Genomic DNA, 17875 nt, shown 5'->3' with positions numbered 1-17875 from the left:
ATGTTTGTCTTTCGCCAGCTCTTCGACCCGACCTCGTCGACCTACACCTATCTGCTCGGCTGCAGCGTCTCGAAAGAGGCGCTGCTGATCGATCCGGTATTCGAGCAGGCGCGGCGCGACGCAGCGCTGATCGGCGAACTAGGCCTCACACTCGTCTCGACGCTGGATACCCATGTCCACGCCGACCATGTGACCGGCGCCTGGCTGCTGAAGCAGCGGCTGGGTAGCGAAATCGCGCTGTCGGCGGCGTCGGGCGCGGCGGGGGCCGACCGGCTGCTGCAGGACGGCGACCGCATCGAGTTCGGCCGTCGTTCCCTGGAGGTCCGGGCCACGCCGGGCCACACCTCGGGCTGCGTCACCTACGTGCTGGACGATGAGAGCATGGCCTTCACCGGCGACTGCATTCTGATCCGCGGCTCGGGGCGCACCGACTTCCAGCAGGGCGATCCACGCGCTCTCTATCGCTCCGTCCGCTCGCGAATCTTCGCGCTGCCCGAGAGCTGCCTGCTCTATCCCGCGCACGATTACCGAGGCCTCACGGTGAGCAGCGTCGCCGAGGAGAAGAGGTTCAACCCGCGACTGGGCGGCGAAGTCGGCGAGACCGACTATGTCGGCTACATGAAGAACCTCGACCTGCCGCATCCGAAGAAGATCGACGAGGCGGTGCCGGCCAATCTGCGGTGCGGCCAGCCCGGCAACGGCGCCGGACTGCCGGCCGAGCCCTGTTGGGCCCCGCTGCGCTTCACCTTCGGCGGAGTCTGGGAAGTCGAGCCGCACTGGCTCGAGGAGAATCTGGCGAAGGTGCAGGTCGTGGATGTGCGCGAACCGGCCGAGTTCTCAGGCCCTCTCGGACATATCCGGGGCGCGACGCTCGTTCCCCTGGGCGAGCTGGCGGCGCGTGCGAAGGACTTGTCGAAGGACAAGCCGGTCGTCGCGGTCTGTCGCGCCGGTAGCCGCTCCGCCCATGCCACCGCGATCCTGCAGAAAGCGGGCGTCACCGACGTCGCGAACCTGCCGGGCGGCATGCTGCGCTGGCGTGCCGAAGGCCGCGCGGTCGAGGGTGGGTCGGCGTAGCCCATGTCATCCTGAGCGAAGCGAAGGATCTGGCGTTAGCCACGTAGTACTTCGGTCGCTCCGCTAGGTCCTAAAAACCGTAAAGCTGCGACGGCGTGTCGATCAGGATGGCGCGCCGTGCCGTCTCGTTCGGCACCCAGTCCTCGAACGTCCTGAGCGTGATCGGATAGGTCGTGACGCGGTTGAGGTCGGTATCCGTGTGCGGCCAGTCGCTGCCCCACATCAGGCGTTCCGGGTCGAAGGCATCGAGCAGCATCGGGGCCGCCATCCGCGCGCGCTCCGGGCCGACACGATAGGCGCCGCACATCACGACGAAGACGCGGCCGGTTTTCGCACTCTCCAGCAGGACCTTGAAGCCGGGATCGCGCGCGGGTCCCAGCGTGCGATCGAACAGGCCGTAGTGGGGGATGACGACCTTGTGGCCGCCGTCGAGCAGGAACGGCAGCATCTCGGGCAGGCGCCTGCTCTCGACATAGAGGTGGATCGGCCAGTCCCGCTTCAGCGCCTCGCCCAGCATCTCGTGATAGGCGGACCATTGCGGCGTCGGCAGGCCGAAGATCGGGAAGCGCAGGCCTCGCACGCCGATCCGCGCCATCTCCTCCCAGTCTTCGGGGCGTGTCTCGACCGAGGGCGAAATCCACGGCACGCCGCGGAAACGCTGCGGCTCGGCCTTCAGGGCACCGAACAGATAAGAATTGTCGTAGCCCAGGAATGACGGCTGCAGCAGCACCGTACGGCCGACGCCGTTGGCCTCGGCCAGCTTCAGCAATGTCTCCCAGGACGCGTCGTAGTTCGGCGCGTAGCGCGCATCGACGGCAAGCTTCAGTCCGCGCACGAAGGCGTGGGTGTGCGCGTCCATCCAGGGAGGAAGCGCCGCCCGGGCCGGGTGCGTGGCTGCCGCGAGCGCGATCGGCGCCAGCGCGCGACGCGTGATCTTCACGGCGGCAGCGTCGCGTCGCGCGACGTCTCGCGGAAGGTGAGGAGGGTGGCGATGGAAATGGCGGCGGCACCCATGAACAGCCAGGCCGGGCTCAGGTCCATCTCGGTGCGGGCGATCAGCCAGGCGGCGGTGAGCGGCGTCAGCCCGCCGATCACGCCGAAGGCGATGTTGTAGCCCAGCGAGATGGCGGTGCAGCGGACACGGCCAGCCACCGCCTCGGTCAGCAGGGACGGGATGATGCCGAGGCCCATGCCGGCCGGCACCACCAGAGCGAGCTGTCCTAGCAGGATCAGCCTCGGATCGGGGTGATGCATCAGCCACAGGAGCGGCAGCGCGCCGACGAAGCCCAGGACCATGGCGGCAAACATCAGCGGGCGGCGGCCCAGACGGTCCGACAGCCAGCCGGACAGGAGCATTACCGGGAGCAGGAAGACCATGCTGACGGTATTGATCTCAAGAGCGCGCGCCGGGGCGATGCCATCGACGGTCTGAAGCCAGGTCACAACGTAGAGGAACATCAGGTAGAAGCCGACGGCATTGAAGACCGTGATGCCGGCCACGCGCATCACGGCGCGGCCATGGTGACGCAAGGTCTCGATCAGGGGCGACCCGTGGCCCGACTTCGGCGGCGCCTCGTCGACGAGGACCTTGCGGATCCACCAGCCGACGATGCCCAGCAGCAGACCGAGCAGGAACGGCACGCGCCAGCCCCAGGCGGCAAGCGCCTCTGGCGACAGGAGCGCGGCGAAGGCCGCGCCGATCCCCGAGCCCAGGAGAAAGCCGCCGGTGGCGGCCAGCGAGCAGAAGCTGCCGACCAGGCCGCGGCGTCCGGGCGGGGCCTGTTCGACCAGGAAGACCATTGCGGTGGTGGCCTCGCCGCCGACCGACAGGCCCTGGATCATGCGCAGCAGCGTGAGCAGGATGGGCGCCGCCATGCCGATCGTCTCGTAGCCCGGCAGCAGGCCCACGAGGAAGGTCGGGAGTGCCATGGCGGCAATCGAGAAGGTGAGGGCGGCACGTCTTCCGAGCCGGTCGCCGATATGGCCGACCACGATGCCGCCCAGCGGGCGCATCAGATAGCCCAGCGCGAAGATGCCGAAGGCGGCCAGGACCTGCGCCACTGGATTCTCGGCGGGGAAGAAGACACGTCCGATGGTGGCGGCGAAATAGCCATAGATCGCGAAATCGTACCATTCGAGCAGGTTGCCGATGGTGCCGGCCGCAACGATGCGGCGAGTGCTGGTAGGGTTCATCTCGCCGAACTATGCCACGAGATGAGCGGCAGGCATCACCTCTTCGAAGCGTCCGCAGGCTGGCCGTCGGGCATCCCGGTCCTGTCACGAAACGAAGCCGTGGCGACCAGGGAAACCGCCGCCGCCGCCATGACGAGGAAGGCGGGGCTGAGGTCGTTGCCCGTTCGATGGATCAGCCAGGTCGCCGCGAGCGGCGCGAGCCCGCCCAGGATGCCTGCCGGGAGATTGAAGGCCAGTGCGACCGCCGTGCAGCGGATCGGAGCGGGGGTCGCTTCCACCATGAAGGCAGGTTCGATGCCGAATACGGTGCCGATGATCAGAACGAAGCCCAGTTCTCCGGCGAGGACCAGGACGGGATCGGCGTGGTGCATGAGCCAGAACAGCGGCACTGCGCCCACCAGGGCCCCCGCCATCGCGCCGAGGAGCAGCTTCCGCCGGCCGATCCGGTCACTCAACCAGCCTGCGGAAAGGTAGATCGGGAGAGCCGCGGCCATGGCAATCGAGCTGAAGCCCAGGGCGCGCACCGGCGAGACGCCATCGACCAACTGCAGCCAGCTCACCAGATAAAGGAAGACGATGAAGAACGTCACGGCGCCCAGCGAAGCCATGCACGCCAGGCGCGCCAACAGCCAGAGATGGTGGTTGAATACCTCCCGCACCGGGGCCGCCACGCCACCGGCTTCCCTCGGTGGCTCGGGTACACCCCGTCGCAGCCAGAGGCCCATCAACCCGACCGGAAGGCCGAGCAGGAACGGCAGTCTCCAGCCCCAGTCCTGCAGAAACTCCGGCGGCATCACGGCGGTGAGGAGCGCGCCGGAGGCAGATCCGAGGAGGAGGCCGGCCGCGCCGCCGCCGGTCGCCATCGCGCCGGCCAGGCCACGCCTGCGCGCGCCCGCATGCTCGATCATGAAGATGAAGGCGGTCGGGCACTCGCCGCCGAGCGACAGGCCTTGCACCATGCGCAGGAGCGTCAGGAGCAGGGGAGCCGCCATTCCCAGGGACGCGTAGCCCGGCAGGATTCCAACGAGAAAGGTCGAGAAGGCCATCGCCGTCATCGAAACGGTGAGCGCGGCGCGCCGGCCGAAACGGTCGCCGATGCTGCCCGACAGAAGGCTGCCCAGCGGTCGCATCAGGCAGCCGATGGCGAACACGCCGAAGGTCGACAGCAGCTGCGCCACCGGATCCTGATGCGGAAAGAAGGCCTGGCCGATGGTGATCGCGAAATAGCCGTAGATCGCGAAATCGAACCATTCGAGGACGTTGCCGATGGCACTGGCGCCGACGATTCGGGTCTTCTCGGAAAACATCGTCGACCCGGTGCAATCGGCGTTAGTTGCCCTTCTTCTCTATGTTCCAGAATACCGGAATGGGACTCGTCACGACACCGCTCAGACGGTCCGAGCGCGTCGCCGTCGGCAACGTATACTGGCCGAGCGGAACGTGAGTGCCATAGGTGATGGCGCGCGCCTGCAGGTCGGCGGCGATCTTCTTGCGGCTCTCGAGATCGGGTGCCCGTGCAAAGGCGTCGCGCAGCCGCTCGACCTCGGCGTCGCAGGGCCAGCCGAAGTTGGCCTTGTCGCACGAGGCGGTGAGCATGCTGTTGGTCAGAGGGTTCATCATGTCGACCGACAGCCACGACGTCATGAAGCCGTTCCAGCCGCCATCCTGCGGCGGCGTCTTGCGCAGGCGGCGTGCGACGATGGCCTGAAAGTCGAGCGGCACCATCTGAACCTTGAAGCCGCCCTTCTCGAGCAGGTCCTTGGCGATCGGGCCGGCATTGGTCAGCACCGCGATGTCGGTGGTGTGCAGCATCACGATCGGCGTGCCGTCATAGCCCGCCTCCTTGAGCAGCTCCTTCGACCTGGCGAAGTTGCCGCGTACCAATCCGTCCATCCCGGCATTGCTTTCGAGCGGCGTGCCGCAGACGAACATGGCGTCGCAGGTCTGGTAATACTTCTCGTCGCCGATCACGCCCTGAAGGAAGGCCTTCTGGTCGAAGGCGTATTCCGCGGCGCGTCGTACCTTCTCGTTGTCGAAGGGCGGGACGACGGTGTTCCAGCGGAAGACGTACTGCGCGCCGATCTTGTTGTAGACCTCGAGCCTGACATTCTTGTCGGCCAGCAGCAGCGATTTCAGGTCGTGCGGCGGCGCCTCGATATAGTCGATCTCGCCGGCCAGCAGCGCGTTCACCGCTGTCTGGTGGTCGGGGATGGCCAGCCATTCCACGCGATCGACCTTGGCGACCTTGCCGCCGGCCAGACCGGAGGCGGGTTCGGCGCGCGGCTTGTAGTCGGGGTTCTTTACATAGACGGTCTTGTCGCCGGGCTTCCACTCGTCGGCCTTGAAGATGAAGGGGCCGGAGCCGACGAACTCGGAGATCTGCTTGGCGGGATCGGTGTCGGCGATGCGCTTGGGCATCATCAGCGGGGTCGAGCCGCCCGGCTTGGCCAGCGAATCGATGACCAGGCCGTAGGGCTCCTTCAGCACGATCCTGAAGGTCTTGTCGTTCACCGGTTCGAAGGAGGACACGAAGCTCAGCAGCTTCACGCCGGTCGAATCGCGCGCACCCCAGCGCTTCAGCGAGGCGATGCAGTCCTCGGCCGTGACGGGCTTGCCGTCGTGCCACTTGAGTCCGTCGCGCAGGGTGAACGTGTAGGTGAGCTTGTCGTCGCTCAGGGTCCAGGTGTCGACCATCTGGGGCTGCGGCTGCAGCTTCTCGTCCATCGCGAACAGCGTGTCCCACACCATGTAGCCGTGGTTGCGCACGATATTGGCGGTCGTCCAGATCGGGTCGAGGACCTTGAGGTCCGAATGCATCACCGCCTTGATGGTCTTGGTCTGGGCGAAAACGGGCGAGGCGAGCAGAAGCGCGGCGGTGGAGCCCGCCGCCAGCAGGTTACGAAAGAGCATCGGTTCAGGCCTGCCAGCGTGAGGTGGCGCGCTCGCCCGGCGCGATCTCGGCCTCGGAGGGCGCCTGGACCTTGGACATGTGGCCGTAGCGCTGGGCGGCGAACCACAGCGCATAGTCGCCGAACTTGATTGGCGGATACTTGGCCGGCTTCCCGGCCGACTGGCAGGACGGCAGGCACTCGATCATCGTGTCGTGGTCGGGATCGCAGAAGAAGGGGATGGCGTAGCGGAGCTGGCCCGAGACGTTGCGCACGCGGTGCGGCGTCGAGAGGAACCGCTCGTTGCTCCAGCGATAGAGGATGTCGCCGCCGTTCACGACGAAGGCGTTCTCGAGGCCGGGCGCGTCCATCCAGCGGCCGTCGGGCAGCAGGATCGACAGGCCCTGCACCTTGTTGGGCGGCAGCAGGGTCATGAAGCCGGAGTCGGTGTGCGGCACCAGGCTCTCTACGCTCTCGTCGGCGCCGTCGATCTGGGGATAGCGCGACATGCGCAGGATCATGTGCGGCTTGGCGAAGCACGCATCGAAGTACGTCTCGGGGAGATCGAGCGCCAGCGCGTAGAGCTTCACCAGCTTCTGGCAGAGCTTCTCCAGCGTCGCGATGTATTCCAGCGTTGTCTCGCGGAAGCCGGGCAGGTCGGCCGGCCACTTGTTCGGCGCATGGAAGCGGCGGCCCGAGATCACGTCCGGGTCGCTGGCGTCGCGCTCGCGGCGCAGGAAATAGGCCTCGTTCTGGCTGGGCTTCTTGCCCTGCGCGGCCGCATTGGGCGGCGCCTTCTGGGCGATCGGCATGTAGCCGATATTGTGCTCGTCGACCTTGACCGCGAGCTTGGCCTCCATCGGCTGGGCATGGAAGCGAGCCGCCGCTTCGTAGGTGGCGTCGATCAGCGTCTGCGGCACGCCGTGGCCCGCAAGATAGTAGAAGCCGACATTCTCGAAGGCGTAGCGCAGCTCGGCGGCGGCTTTTTCGGCGGCGCCCGGCACACCCGCGAGATACTCCGCGACGTCGATCAGCGGAATCTCGCCGCCGATCAGGGGAGGAGCGACGGGCTGCCCCTTCACGGGCTGGATGGATGGCTGCATCGACGACCTCCGAAAGCGATACGCGAACGCTAACACGCACGCCCGAGGCCCTGCAAAAAGCAAGCCGTGTCCGTTTCGCAGGAGTGCTAGAATTCTGGAGGCCGCCCCTACCGTGCGGTCCCAGGAAAGGTCGATTTCGTGCAGCCCATCTGGATCTCGCTCGCGGCTTGCGGGGTCATGCTCCTCGGCGCGCTCATCGGTGCATCGCTGCGCCGCTTGTTGCCGGACCAACATCTCAACGACCATGCCCGCGACATCGTCCGACTGGGGGCCGGCCTGGTGGGCACGATCGCGGCCCTCGTCCTCGGCCTCCTGATCAACTCGGCGAGCAGCAGCTACGAGGCCCAGCGCGGCGAAATCCGGCAGATTGCCGCCAACCTCATCCTGCTCGACGCGGTGCTCGATCAATACGGTCCTGAAGCGAAGCCGACCCGCGTGCTGCTGAGGGAAGCCGTCGGCCAGATGATCGACAGGATCTGGGGCGACAAGGTGTCGAGGGATAGTGCCGGGCTGTATGGGAGCGGGACGCTGGCGTCGAGGCTCTATGCCGGCCTCCACGCCCTACCAACCGGAACCCCGGTGAAATCGGCTCTCGTCGCGGAGGCCCTGCAGCTGACGGTTTCGACTTCGCAGGCCAGGCTCGCTCTGTTCGAACAGTCGACGTCCGGGTTGCCCGTGCCGACCCTCATCGTCCTGATTTTCTGGCTCACCGTGCTGTTCGCCAGCTATTGCCTGTTCTCGCCGGTGAATCCGACATCGGCCGTGGCGCTCGTGCTGGTCGCCCTTTCGGCGTCGGCGGCCCTGTTCCTGATCATCGAGATGGTCGAGCCGTTTTCCGGCCTCATGCAGATCTCGAGCGCGCCGATCCGTGCCGCCCTGCTGCCGCTCGCGCCTTGAGGTCCGCCGCTAAACCTCAGCGTTCCGGTTGCCTCAACGCACGCCGGATGAGTTCCGGGGTCGACGTCGCGCCCAACTTCAGCATCGCGCGGGCGCGGTGGATCTCGACGGTGCGGTGGCTGATGCCCAGCGCTCGCGCGATGAACTTGTTGGCCGCGCCCTCCAGCACCTGGACCAGGACTTCCGTCTCGCGTCGTGTGAGCGTCTCGAGGGCGGCCTGCGGAAGTCGTCGCAACAATTCGGTGCCGGTATAGGTCGTGCTGGGGAGATCGAGCGGCTTGCCGGCGATCTCTGACAGGCGCAGGCGCGCCGTGCTGCCGATGATGCGGCAGGCGGTGACGACCGGCTTGCCGCTGGTGCGCGAGACCTGCTGCGCCATCTCGCCGGTATAGCCGACCGAATTCATCACGATCAGGTCCGCCCCGGACACGCGGTCGATGGCCTGCGTGAGATCGGAACTCTGGCTGCCGCCGATGGTCGCCAGAGAGCTCTTCAGCATGGTGCCATAGTCGCTCTCGCTCGCGGCCGACTGCTGGCTTGCCAGCGGGAATATGATGCCGATCCGAGAGTTGCTGGCGACCAGCGCGGAAATCCAGGCATCGAGCGCGTCCTGGCCGTGGATGAGCGGCGTCCGTGTCGAAAGCCGCGCCCGCATGCCGGTCATCGCCAGAATGAGAAGATCGTAAGTGCGGCCGTCGAGTTCCGCGACCAGCACCTCAGTGCGGTTGGTCACGAATCCGGCTTCGACGATGACGTGCCGGCCGTCGCGCAGCTGCGTCAGGTAGCTCAGCTCGTCGCCGCGCGGCGCCATGCTCGCGATCATCGACTCCGGAACGTTGTCGAGGGCGCCAAACTCGTCGTACTCGGCGTCGCCGAGCAGGGGGGCGATTTCCTGCATCACGTCGGGACGCGGCGCGTGGCCCATCGTGATTACGGCAATGCGCGGCGTGCGCCTGGTCCCCACCTGCGTTCTCCTCATACGTGCTCGCACGTATTGATGACTGACTGCTCGATCCGTAGACATGCCTGAATACGGGGCAGGATGTCATGCGGACTGGAACTCATCACGCGAAGAGACACGCTGCGTCGATGGTCCCGATCTTGCAAGGCCTGGCTCCGGCGGACCTCGTCTGACCCGACAAGAGCGAACGCGCCCGAAGAATTGGCCCATGCCCCTGACCGACATTACTCTCGACGACATCGAATCGCTGGCCGTTGGCGCCTGGGTCCTCGGGACCGGCGGCGGCGGCAGCCCCTATCTCGGCCTGCTCAACATGCGGGCCCTCTACAAGGAGGGCTATCGCGTCCAGCTCATGCCGGCGTCTGAGTTGGCCGATGAAGACTGGGTCGCCGCCGTTTCCAATATGGGCGCGCCGCTGGTCGGGCAGGAGCGCCTCACCGACAGCCGCACCATCGCCCGCGCCGTCGACCTGATGGAGCGGCACACGCGCTATCGCTTCCGCGGGATCATGGCGCTCGAGATCGGCGGCGGAAATTCGATCCAGCCCCTGATGGCGGCGGCCCACCTCAAGCGCCCGGTGATCGACGCCGACATGATGGGCCGCGCCTATCCCGAGGCGCAGATGACGTCGGTCGCGGTCGGCGATCTCGAACCCTGTCCGCTGACGACCGTCGACGTGCGCGGCCTGGAGTCCGTCGTCGAGAAGGTGCCGACCTGGAAGTGGATGGAGCGGGTCAGCCGCAAGATCTGCGTCGAGTACGGCTCGATCGCCTCGACCTGCAAGGCGCCGCGCACCGGCGCCGAGGTGAAGAAGTGGGGAATCCAGGGCACCACGACCAAGGCCATCGCCATCGGCCACGCCGTGCGCGAGGCCCAGCGCCGGCACGAGGACCCGATTGCGGCCATTCTTTCGGTCGAGCCGGGCAAGGTCCTCTACAAGGGTAAGGTCATGGACGTGGAGCGGCGGGCCACCGAAGGCTTCCTGCGCGGCCGCACCCGCTTCGACGGCATGGACGAATGGCGCGGCTCGGCCATGGAGATCAACTTCCAGAACGAGTGGATCGTGGCGTGGCTCGATGGCAAGCCCATCGCCATGTCGCCCGACCTGATCTGCGTGCTGGATTCCGTCTCGGGCGAGGCGGTCGGTACGGAGACCATCCGCTACGGTCAGCGCGTCACGGTGATCGCGCTGCCGCCGCCGCCGGTCTTCCTCAGTGCCAAGGGTCTGCAGCATGTCGGACCCAGGGCCTTCAGCTACGACATCGAGTTCAAGAGCGTCTTCGGGTGAGCCGGCGGGACATCACCGAGGACGACATTGAATCGCTGGCCGTCGGCGCCTGGATCCTGGGCACCGGTGGCGGCGGCAATCCCTATCTGTCGCTGCTCAACATGCGGGTTCTCTATCGCGAGGGCCGGCGTGTGCAGCTCATGCCGGCGTCGGAGCTCGGCGACGACGACTGGGTCGGTGTCATCGCCAACATGGGCGCGCCGCTCGTCGGTATCGAGCGGCTTACCGACCATGAGACCATCGCCCGCGCCGCGCGCCTCATGGAGCGTCATACGAATCGACGGTTCGACGCCGTGATGGGGATGGAGATCGGCGGCGGCAACGGCGTGCGGCCGCTCATGGTCGCGGCCCATCTCGGCGTTCCCGTCGTCGATTCGGACACGATGGGCCGCGCCTATCCCGAGGCGCAGATGACCTCCGTGGCGGTGGGCGGCCTCAAGCCCTGTCCGCTCACGGCGGTCGACGTGCGCGGCCTCGAATCGATTGTCGATACCGTGCCCTCGTGGAAATGGGCGGAACGGATCGTTCGCAAGATCTGCGTCGAATACGGCTCCACGGCACCGACCTGCCAGCCGCCCCGCACGGGGGCCGAGGTCAAGACGTGGGGCATCCATGGCACCACCACCAAGGCGATCGCGATCGGCCATGCCGTGCGCGAGGCGCAGCGGACGCACGACGATCCGGTAGCGGCCATCCTCACCGTCGAGCCGGGGCGGCTGCTCTACAAGGGCAAGGTCGTCGACGTCGAACGGCGGGCGACCGAAGGCTTCCTGCGCGGCGTCGCGCGATTCGAAGGCATGGACGACTGGCGCGGGTCGGCCCTTCGCATCCATTTCCAGAACGAATGGATCGTGGCCTCTCGCGATGACGGGCCGATCGCCATGACGCCCGACCTGATCTGCGTCCTCGACTCGGTTTCCGGCGAGGCGGTCGGCACGGAAACGATTCGCTACGGGCAGCGGGTCACCGTGATCGCCTTGCCCGGCCCCGACATCTTCCTCACCCCCGAGGGGCTGGCGCATGTCGGTCCGCGGGCCTTTGGCTATGATCTCGACTTCAGGAGCGTGTTCGCGTCATGAGACGAATCGGTATCGATGTCGGCGGCACCAACACCGACGCCGTCCTCATTGAGGAGGGCAGGGTTTCCGGCGCGGTGAAGGCGCCGACCAGCCAGGATGTGACGACGGGCATCCTCGACTCCCTGAAGAAGCTTGCCGCGACCGGCGTGCTGAAGAGCGCCGATGGCGCGCTGAAGAAAATCGACGGCGTGATGATCGGCACCACGCACTTCATCAATGCCGTGGTGCAGCGCCGGCATCTCACCAAAGTGGCCGCGCTGCGGCTCGGCCTCCCGTCGGGCGCCTCCTTGCCGCCGTTCTGCGACTGGCCCGAGGATCTCGGCGAACTGGTGTGTGGCGGGGTCTGGATGGTCGAAGGCGGCCATGAATATGACGGACGCCCGTTCATGCCGCTCGACGAGACCGCGGTCCTGAAGGCGGCGCAGGAGATGAAGGCGGCCGGCCTGCGCGCGGTCGGCATTTCGTCGGTCTTCTCGCCGCTCGATCCCAGCCACGAGAAGCGCGCGGCCGAGCTGGTGGCCTCGGTGATTCCGGATGCCGCGATCACCTGTTCGTCCGATCTCGGCCGCATCGGCCTGCTGGAGCGCGAGAATGCCGGCTTGCTGAACGCGGCCCTGGCCGACCTGTCGCGCGACACGATCGCCGCCTTCGAGAAGGCGATCCGCGATTCCGGCATCGATGCGCCGCTCTTCATCACCCAGAACGACGGCACCGTGGCCGAAGCCAGCCAGGCGCGGCGCCTGCCGGTCTACAGCTTCGCCTCCGGCGCCACGAACTCGATGCGCGGTGCGGCCTATCTCTCGGGCCTCAGCGACGCGATGGTGATCGACGTCGGCGGCACCACGACCGACGTGGGCCAGCTCAAGCTCGGCTTCCCGCGCGAGGCCAATTCGGTGGTCAAGGTCGGCGGCGTTCGCACGCTCTTCCGCATGCCGGACCTGCTGTCGATCGGCCTGGGTGGCGGCAGTCATGTGGTGCTCGATCCGCTCTCCATCGGTCCGGTCTCGGTGGGCTATCGCCTGCTGACCGACGCGCTCGCTTTTGGCGGCACGCAGCTCACCACCACTGATGTGGCGGTGGCGGCCGGCGTGTTCGATCTCGGCGACAAGACGAAGGTGGCGCATCTCGATGCGGCAACCTGCGCCCGGGTGTTTTCCGAGGCGGCGCGCCTTGCCGAGGAGGCGGTCGACCGCATGAAGACCGAGGCGGGCGATGTACCGCTGATCGCGGTCGGCGGCGGGGCGTTCCTGATCCCCGAGAAAATGGCGGGCGTCTCGCAGGTGATCCATGTCGAGCATGGCGACTGCGCCAATGCCGTGGGCGCGGCCATCGCGCAGGTCTCGGGTGAATGCGACCAGATCTTCAAGGACATGACCCGTGTCGAGGCGATCGAAGCGGCGCAGCACATCGCCAACGACCGCGCCGTCGCGGCCGGCGCCGACCGGGCGACCCTGCACACGATCGAGAGCGAGGACATGCCGCTCGCCTACCTGCCCGGCAACTCGGTGCGCGTGCGCGTCCGGGTCGTGGGCGACGTTGCGGCCACCTCGTGACCGTGACGGCATGACGACCGCCGCCCGCCCGTCGCCGATCGCCTGGCTGATCGCCCCGGCCGCGCTGCTGTTCGTCCTGTTCTTCGTGCTGCCGTTCGCGGTGATGACCGCGATGTCGTTCTATTCCGGCAATCCCGTCACCAACCCGAACGCCTTCCTGACGACGCGTCACTACGAGCGCTTCATCTTCGACACGGCCGGCATCTTCCACGAGGCCCTGTGGTCGACCCTGCGCATCGGCCTCATCACCACGGTCATTTCGCTGCTGATCGGCTATCCGCTGGCGCACTGGATGGCGCGCATGCAGTCCCGGCTCGGGCACGCGCTGGTGCTGATGGCGGTGATCGCGCCGATGCTGACCGGCATCGTCGTGCGCACCTTCGCCTGGATGACGATCCTCCAGGACAAGGGCGTGATCAACACGACGCTCATGCAGTGGGGCCTGATCGAGAAGCCGCTGCCGCTGATGTACAACGAGTTCGGTACCATCGTTGCCCTGGTCCACATCTACGTGCCGTTCATGGTGCTGACGCTGACCGGCGTGATCGGCCGCATCGACGAGCGGCTGGAGCAGGCGGCGCGCAGCCTGGGCGCGGGACGCTTCCGCGCCTTCGTCGAGGTGACCCTGCCGCTCAGCCTGCCCGGCATCCTGGCGGGGTCGCTGCTGGTCTTCGCCCTGTCGATCAGCGCCTACGTCACGCCCTCCTTGATGGGCGGCACCGACGTGCTGACCTTGCCGATGCTGATCGCCCAGCAGGTCGGCACCAGTTTCAACCCGAACTTCGCGGGCGCGCTCGGCGTCATCCTGCTGCTGGTCTCGCTGGCCATCGTCGTTGCCTACAATCGCATTCTGGCGCGCCTGGCGGGCGGTCAGGGGATGGCATGAGCGCCGCGCCCAACCGCCGGCCGTTCGACGCGGGCCGCGCCGCCTATCTCACGCTCAACGCGTTTCTGCTGGCGTTCCTGCTGCTGCCGATCGTCATCGTGCTGGTCTTCGCGCTCAATCCGACGCCGTACATCTCCTTCCCGCCGGTCGGTGTCAGTCTGCGCTGGTTCGAGAAGTTCTTCGGCAGTGCGGAGTTCATGAATGCGCTTTGGTTGTCGCTATGGGTGGCCTCCGTGGTCCTGGTGCTGTCGATCGTGATCGGTGGTGCCTGCGCGCTCGCCCTGGCGCGGGGCAACCTGCCGGGACGCGCGGTGATGACGGCCTTTTTCATGTCGCCGCTGATGGTGCCGGCCATCCTGACCGGCCTGGCGCTGTTCCAGGCCTATCTCCTGTCCGGGATCGGACGCCCGGTCTGGGGCCTTATCGCCGCCCACACGCTGGTCGCGGTACCCTATGTCATCCGCACGACCCTGGCCGTCCTGCATAATTTCGACCGCCGCATCGAAGAGGCCGCCGCCGTGCTGGGCGCCAGCCCGACGCGGGTCTTCTTCGAGGTCACCCTGCCGTTGATCCGGCCGGGCGTCTTCGCCGGTGGCGTCTTCGCCTTCATCGTGTCGTTCGACCAGTTCCCGGTCTCGTTGTTCCTGGTGGTGCCCAAGGGCGAGACCCTGCCGGTGGTGCTGTTCAACTACATGAAATTCGACCTCGATGGCGCCATCGCGGCGGCCTCGATGGTCTCGATCTTGCTCGCTTTGTCGGTGGTTCTGGTGCTGGAGAGGCTGATCGGCCTCAAGGCCTACGTTAAGCTGTGATGGGAACGAACAGGGGGTTGCCATGATTTCACGTCGCAAAGCGTTGCGTGCCGGTGCGGGTCTTGCGGCCCTCGCCACGGTGGGGGCACCATCGATCCTTCATGCCCAGACGAAGACGCTCAAGATCACGACCTGGGGCGGCAAGTGGGGCGAGGTCATGAAGGCCACGGTGCTGCCGGCCTTCGAAAAGGAGTTCAAGTGCACGGTGTCGGCCGACCAGGCCTTCCCGTTCCTGCCCAAGCTGCAGGTCAGTTCGAAGAACGATCCGATCTACGACGTGCTGCACGCCAACTCGAACGAGCAGTGGAACGCCGTCACCGAGGGGCTGGTGATGGACAAGATCACCGCCAAGGAAGTGCCCAACATCGCCGACGTCTATCCCTACGCGGTGAGCGACAAGATCGTCGGTGTCACGATCTTCACCAGCGCCATCGGCCTTGGCTATCGCACCGACAAGGGCCTGACCAAGCCGACCTCGTGGAAGGACCTCGCCGACCCCAAGCTGGCGGGCGCGCGCGGCGGCTATCTCATCCCGGTGAATAGCCTGGGCCAGGCGCACCTGATGATGCTGGGCAAGGTCTACGGCAAGGGCCTCACCGACCTCGACGCCGCCTACAAGGCGCTCGAGGCGCTGAAGCCAATCAAGCTGGTCGATTTCACCGGCCAGATGGAAAAGATGCTGCTGTCGGCCGAGGTGTCGATGGGCGTGATCCACGATTCGGGCGTCTATCGCTACGAGGGCGCCAACATGCAGCCGGTCGACTTTGCCAGCCCCTCCGAGGGCGTGCTGGCGCTGGAGCAGGTGCTGAACGTCACGCCGGGCTCGAAGGTCAAGGAGCTGGCCTTCGCCTATATCGACTACATGCTGCGGCCCGACGTGCAGAAGCTGCTGGCCGAGGCCGTGTGGTACTCGCCGGCGAACAAGAAGGTGAAGCTCGACGCCAAGTACGACGCCAAGCTCCTCACCACGCCGGAGAAGGTCGCGGCTCTGATCCAGCCCGACTGGAAATGGTACAATGCGCGCCGCGAGGACATCGACGCCCGCGTCACCAAGATCCTGAAGGGCTGACGGGCGGCGTGCGTACGTGACCTCCGCCGCCATCAAGCTGGACCAGGTGACCAAGACGTTCGACGGCCGCGTCATGGCCGTCGATTCCGTCACGCTCGACATCGCCGCCGGCGAGTTCTTCTCGCTGCTGGGGCCGTCGGGCTGCGGCAAGACGACGAGCCTGCGCATGATCGCGGGCTTCGAGCACCCCGACTCGGGCCGCGTCCATGTCGGCGGCCGCGACATCACCGACCTGCCGGTGCACCGGCGGGACATGGGAATGGTGTTCCAGTCCTATGCGCTGTTCCCGCACCGGACGGTGGCGGAGAATGTGGCCTTCGGCCTGCGCATGCGCGAGGTGCCGAAGCCGGAGATCGAGCGACGGGTCGCGGCGGCGCTGGCTCAGGTGGCGCTGACGGGCTTCGAAACACGCAAGCCCGGTCAGCTTTCGGGCGGCCAGCAGCAGCGCGTGGCGCTTGCCCGCGCGCTGGTGGTCGAGCCGCCGGTGCTGCTCTGCGACGAGCCGCTGGGCGCGCTCGATCGCAAGCTGCGCCAGCAGATGCAGTTCGAACTCAAGGAGTTGCAGAAGCGGCTGGGCGTCACCCTGGTTTTCGTGACCCACGACCAGGAGGAGGCGCTGGCCATGAGCGACCGCATCGCCGTCATGAACGGCGGCAAGGTCGAGCAGGTCGGCACGCCAACCGAGATCTACGAACGGCCGCGTACGCGGTTCGTCGCCGACTTCATCGGCGAGATCAACATTCTCGAAGAAGGCGGCAGACTTCGTGCGCTGCGTCCCGAGAAGATCCGGCTCGTGGCCGCCGAGGGCGCGCGCCTGTCGGGGACGGTCGAGACCTCTAACTATCTCGGCGGCTCGACCTTGCTGCGCGTTCAGCCCGGCAACGGCGCGTCGATGCTGGTGCGCGAGACGCATGCCGGCGAGCGGGCGTCGCGGGCGCCGGGCGATGCGGTGGGGCTGGCTTGGAACGACAGCGACGCCGTGGCATTGGAGGGCTGAAGCATGAGCACCCTGGGCATCGTCACCATCGGACAGGCGCCGCGCGACGACATCGTCGAGCTGTTTGCCGCCCAGGCGCCGGCCGGAACCAAGGTGATCCTGCGCGGCGCGCTCGACGGCCTGAGCGACGCCGAGGTCGATGCGGTGCCGCCGCTCAACGGCGCCGACACGCTTTACACGCGGCTGCGCGGCGGCCGCGACGTGAAGATCTCCAAGCAGGCCGTGATCGCCCGATCGCCGGAGACACTGGCCAAGCTGCGCGCCGACGGCTGCGATGCCATCGTCTATGCCTGTACCGGTGAATTTCCTGCGATGGAAGGTGATGCCGGCGTCCTTTTCCCGTCACGGGTGCTGAGTGGCATCGCCGAGGGTCTGCTGCCGCGCGGCCGGCTCGGCCTGCTGGTGCCCTTCGCCGAGCAGGGCGAGAAGCTCGCCACCAAATGGGCGCGCAACGGCGTGGCCGTCACGGTCGAAGCCCTGGTGCCCAGCGCCGGCCCGGAGGAAGCGGCCGCGGTGGCACGCCGCCTGGCCGTAACCAAGCCCGACCTCGTCGCGCTCGACTGCATGAGCTACGGGCCCGCGACCAAGGCTGCGGTGAAGGCCGTGCTGAAGGTGCCGACGTTGCTTGCCATCACGGCCACCGGCCGCGTCTTGCGCGAGCTGCTCGACTGACCTTCAGTCGTCGCCGACGGTGAAGGGGATTTCGCCGTCGAATTGTGGATTGCCGCCTACGATCCAATGGAGGCTGTAGCGGCCCGGCTGCAGGGTGGGCGCTCGGGCGAACAGCACATCCGGCGCCGATTCCAGACGCGGACGCAGGATCTCGATGATCTTGCCGCCCTGCTTGATGGCGAGGCGGGAATCCTCATGGTCCACGGGTCGGTTGAAGCGGACATAGAAGGCGCTGCTGCGACCGCCGATCACCGCATCGGCTTTGGGCGCAGAGTCCAGGACGCGCAATTCCTGGGCTCGGGCGACTCCGGGTAGGGCAAACAGGCCTGCCGAAGCGCCGATGAGAAGATTCCGTCGTCGCGTGATCATTGTTCGGACGTCTTCATCGCATGCCGCCGCCGCT

Annotated in this window: 17 protein-coding genes; 10 read left to right on the top strand and 7 right to left on the bottom strand. The window is 66.9% G+C overall.

Features of this window, described 5'->3' with window-relative positions:
• The gene (locus ACQY78_RS06270; RefSeq protein ID WP_428683775.1) at positions 1 to 1074 is read left to right on the top strand and encodes a rhodanese-like domain-containing protein; all 1074 of its coding nucleotides are present in this window, start codon (positions 1 to 3) and stop codon (positions 1072 to 1074) included.
• 70 nt (positions 1075 to 1144) lie between these two features.
• Here the strand turns inward: ACQY78_RS06270 and ACQY78_RS06265 are convergent, their stop codons facing one another.
• From ACQY78_RS06265 to ACQY78_RS06245, 5 genes are read right to left on the bottom strand one after another with little or no spacing between them, the layout of a single operon-like run.
• Positions 1145 to 2014 (bottom strand): amidohydrolase family protein, encoded by an 870-nt coding sequence (locus ACQY78_RS06265; protein WP_428683773.1) that lies wholly within the window; start codon positions 2012 to 2014, stop codon positions 1145 to 1147.
• Positions 2011 to 3267, bottom strand: a complete 1257-nt coding sequence (locus ACQY78_RS06260; protein WP_428683771.1) for an MFS transporter — start codon at positions 3265 to 3267, stop codon at positions 2011 to 2013. Before ACQY78_RS06260 ends, ACQY78_RS06265 begins: the two co-directional genes overlap by 4 nt.
• Positions 3268 to 3302: 35 nt before the next feature.
• Entirely contained in the window at positions 3303 to 4574 is a 1272-nt protein-coding gene (locus tag ACQY78_RS06255) for an MFS transporter (protein WP_428683769.1), read from the bottom strand.
• Between the two features lie 22 nt (positions 4575 to 4596).
• Entirely contained in the window at positions 4597 to 6177 is a 1581-nt protein-coding gene (locus ACQY78_RS06250) for an ABC transporter substrate-binding protein (protein WP_428683767.1), read from the bottom strand.
• A gap of 4 nt (positions 6178 to 6181) precedes the next feature.
• Complete coding sequence (locus tag ACQY78_RS06245) at positions 6182 to 7258, bottom strand: isopenicillin N synthase family dioxygenase (RefSeq protein WP_428683765.1); 1077 nt, start codon at positions 7256 to 7258, stop codon at positions 6182 to 6184.
• Positions 7259 to 7396: 138 nt separating this feature from the next.
• On the opposite strand from ACQY78_RS06245, the gene ACQY78_RS06240 reads away from it, so the two are divergent.
• Positions 7397 to 8155, top strand: coding sequence for a hypothetical protein (locus tag ACQY78_RS06240; RefSeq protein ID WP_428683763.1), 759 nt, complete (start codon positions 7397 to 7399; stop codon positions 8153 to 8155).
• Between the two features lie 16 nt (positions 8156 to 8171).
• Here ACQY78_RS06240 and ACQY78_RS06235 read toward each other — a convergent pair whose 3' ends face one another.
• A complete protein-coding gene (locus ACQY78_RS06235) occupies positions 8172 to 9119 on the bottom strand; it encodes an AroM family protein (RefSeq protein WP_428683761.1) in 948 nt (315 codons plus the stop codon).
• Positions 9120 to 9324: 205 nt separating this feature from the next.
• Here ACQY78_RS06235 and ACQY78_RS06230 point away from each other — a divergent pair, with 205 nt between their 5' ends.
• The 8 genes from ACQY78_RS06230 (at position 9325) to ACQY78_RS06195 (ending at position 17472) form a co-directional block, all read left to right on the top strand.
• A complete protein-coding gene (locus ACQY78_RS06230) occupies positions 9325 to 10404 on the top strand; it encodes a DUF917 domain-containing protein (RefSeq protein WP_428683759.1) in 1080 nt (359 codons plus the stop codon).
• On the top strand, positions 10401 to 11483 hold the full coding sequence (locus ACQY78_RS06225; protein WP_428683757.1) for a DUF917 domain-containing protein: 1083 nt from the start codon (positions 10401 to 10403) through the stop codon (positions 11481 to 11483). Before ACQY78_RS06230 ends, ACQY78_RS06225 begins: the two co-directional genes overlap by 4 nt.
• Positions 11480 to 13036 (top strand): hydantoinase/oxoprolinase N-terminal domain-containing protein, encoded by a 1557-nt coding sequence (locus ACQY78_RS06220; protein WP_428683755.1) that lies wholly within the window; start codon positions 11480 to 11482, stop codon positions 13034 to 13036. The genes ACQY78_RS06225 and ACQY78_RS06220 overlap by 4 nt, the downstream gene beginning before the upstream one ends.
• Before the next feature lie 10 nt (positions 13037 to 13046).
• Positions 13047 to 13922 carry an ABC transporter permease gene (locus ACQY78_RS06215; RefSeq protein WP_428683753.1) on the top strand — a complete coding sequence of 292 codons (876 nt, stop codon included), beginning with the start codon at positions 13047 to 13049 and terminating at the stop codon, positions 13920 to 13922.
• On the top strand, positions 13919 to 14734 hold the full coding sequence (locus ACQY78_RS06210) for an ABC transporter permease (protein ID WP_428683751.1): 816 nt from the start codon (positions 13919 to 13921) through the stop codon (positions 14732 to 14734). Before ACQY78_RS06215 ends, ACQY78_RS06210 begins: the two co-directional genes overlap by 4 nt.
• Before the next feature lie 22 nt (positions 14735 to 14756).
• A complete protein-coding gene (locus ACQY78_RS06205; protein WP_428683749.1) occupies positions 14757 to 15803 on the top strand; it encodes an extracellular solute-binding protein in 1047 nt (348 codons plus the stop codon).
• A 73-nt stretch (positions 15804 to 15876) separates the two neighbouring features.
• A complete protein-coding gene (locus ACQY78_RS06200; protein WP_428686328.1) occupies positions 15877 to 16800 on the top strand; it encodes an ABC transporter ATP-binding protein in 924 nt (307 codons plus the stop codon).
• Between the two features lie 3 nt (positions 16801 to 16803).
• Positions 16804 to 17472 (top strand): AroM family protein, encoded by a 669-nt coding sequence (locus ACQY78_RS06195; RefSeq protein WP_428683747.1) that lies wholly within the window; start codon positions 16804 to 16806, stop codon positions 17470 to 17472.
• A gap of 3 nt (positions 17473 to 17475) precedes the next feature.
• Here the strand turns inward: ACQY78_RS06195 and ACQY78_RS06190 are convergent, their stop codons facing one another.
• Positions 17476 to 17760 (bottom strand): hypothetical protein, encoded by a 285-nt coding sequence (locus ACQY78_RS06190; RefSeq protein ID WP_428683745.1) that lies wholly within the window; start codon positions 17758 to 17760, stop codon positions 17476 to 17478.
• Positions 17761 to 17875 lie beyond the last annotated feature (115 nt).

The sequence above is a fragment of the Reyranella sp. genome, assembly GCF_965279625.1.
Taxonomy (GTDB): domain Bacteria; phylum Pseudomonadota; class Alphaproteobacteria; order Reyranellales; family Reyranellaceae; genus Reyranella.
This window is presented reverse-complemented; position numbering and strand designations above follow the sequence as displayed.

Excerpts from the sequence above, each read along its gene's own strand:
- ACQY78_RS06245 (WP_428683765.1), bottom strand. The coding sequence starts at position 7,258 with ATGCAGCCATCCATCCAGCCCGTGAAGGGGCAGCCCGTCGCTCCTCCC.
- ACQY78_RS06255 (WP_428683769.1), bottom strand. The coding sequence starts at position 4,574 with ATGTTTTCCGAGAAGACCCGAATCGTCGGCGCCAGTGCCATCGGCAAC.
- ACQY78_RS06270 (WP_428683775.1), top strand. The coding sequence starts at position 1 with ATGTTTGTCTTTCGCCAGCTCTTCGACCCGACCTCGTCGACCTACACC.
- ACQY78_RS06230 (WP_428683759.1), top strand. The coding sequence starts at position 9,325 with ATGCCCCTGACCGACATTACTCTCGACGACATCGAATCGCTGGCCGTT.
- ACQY78_RS06215 (WP_428683753.1), top strand. The coding sequence starts at position 13,047 with ATGACGACCGCCGCCCGCCCGTCGCCGATCGCCTGGCTGATCGCCCCG.
- ACQY78_RS06205 (WP_428683749.1), top strand. The coding sequence starts at position 14,757 with ATGATTTCACGTCGCAAAGCGTTGCGTGCCGGTGCGGGTCTTGCGGCC.
- ACQY78_RS06210 (WP_428683751.1), top strand. The coding sequence starts at position 13,919 with ATGAGCGCCGCGCCCAACCGCCGGCCGTTCGACGCGGGCCGCGCCGCC.
- ACQY78_RS06260 (WP_428683771.1), bottom strand. The coding sequence starts at position 3,267 with ATGAACCCTACCAGCACTCGCCGCATCGTTGCGGCCGGCACCATCGGC.
- ACQY78_RS06250 (WP_428683767.1), bottom strand. The coding sequence starts at position 6,177 with ATGCTCTTTCGTAACCTGCTGGCGGCGGGCTCCACCGCCGCGCTTCTG.
- ACQY78_RS06200 (WP_428686328.1), top strand. The coding sequence starts at position 15,877 with ATGGCCGTCGATTCCGTCACGCTCGACATCGCCGCCGGCGAGTTCTTC.
- ACQY78_RS06220 (WP_428683755.1), top strand. The coding sequence starts at position 11,480 with ATGAGACGAATCGGTATCGATGTCGGCGGCACCAACACCGACGCCGTC.
- ACQY78_RS06195 (WP_428683747.1), top strand. The coding sequence starts at position 16,804 with ATGAGCACCCTGGGCATCGTCACCATCGGACAGGCGCCGCGCGACGAC.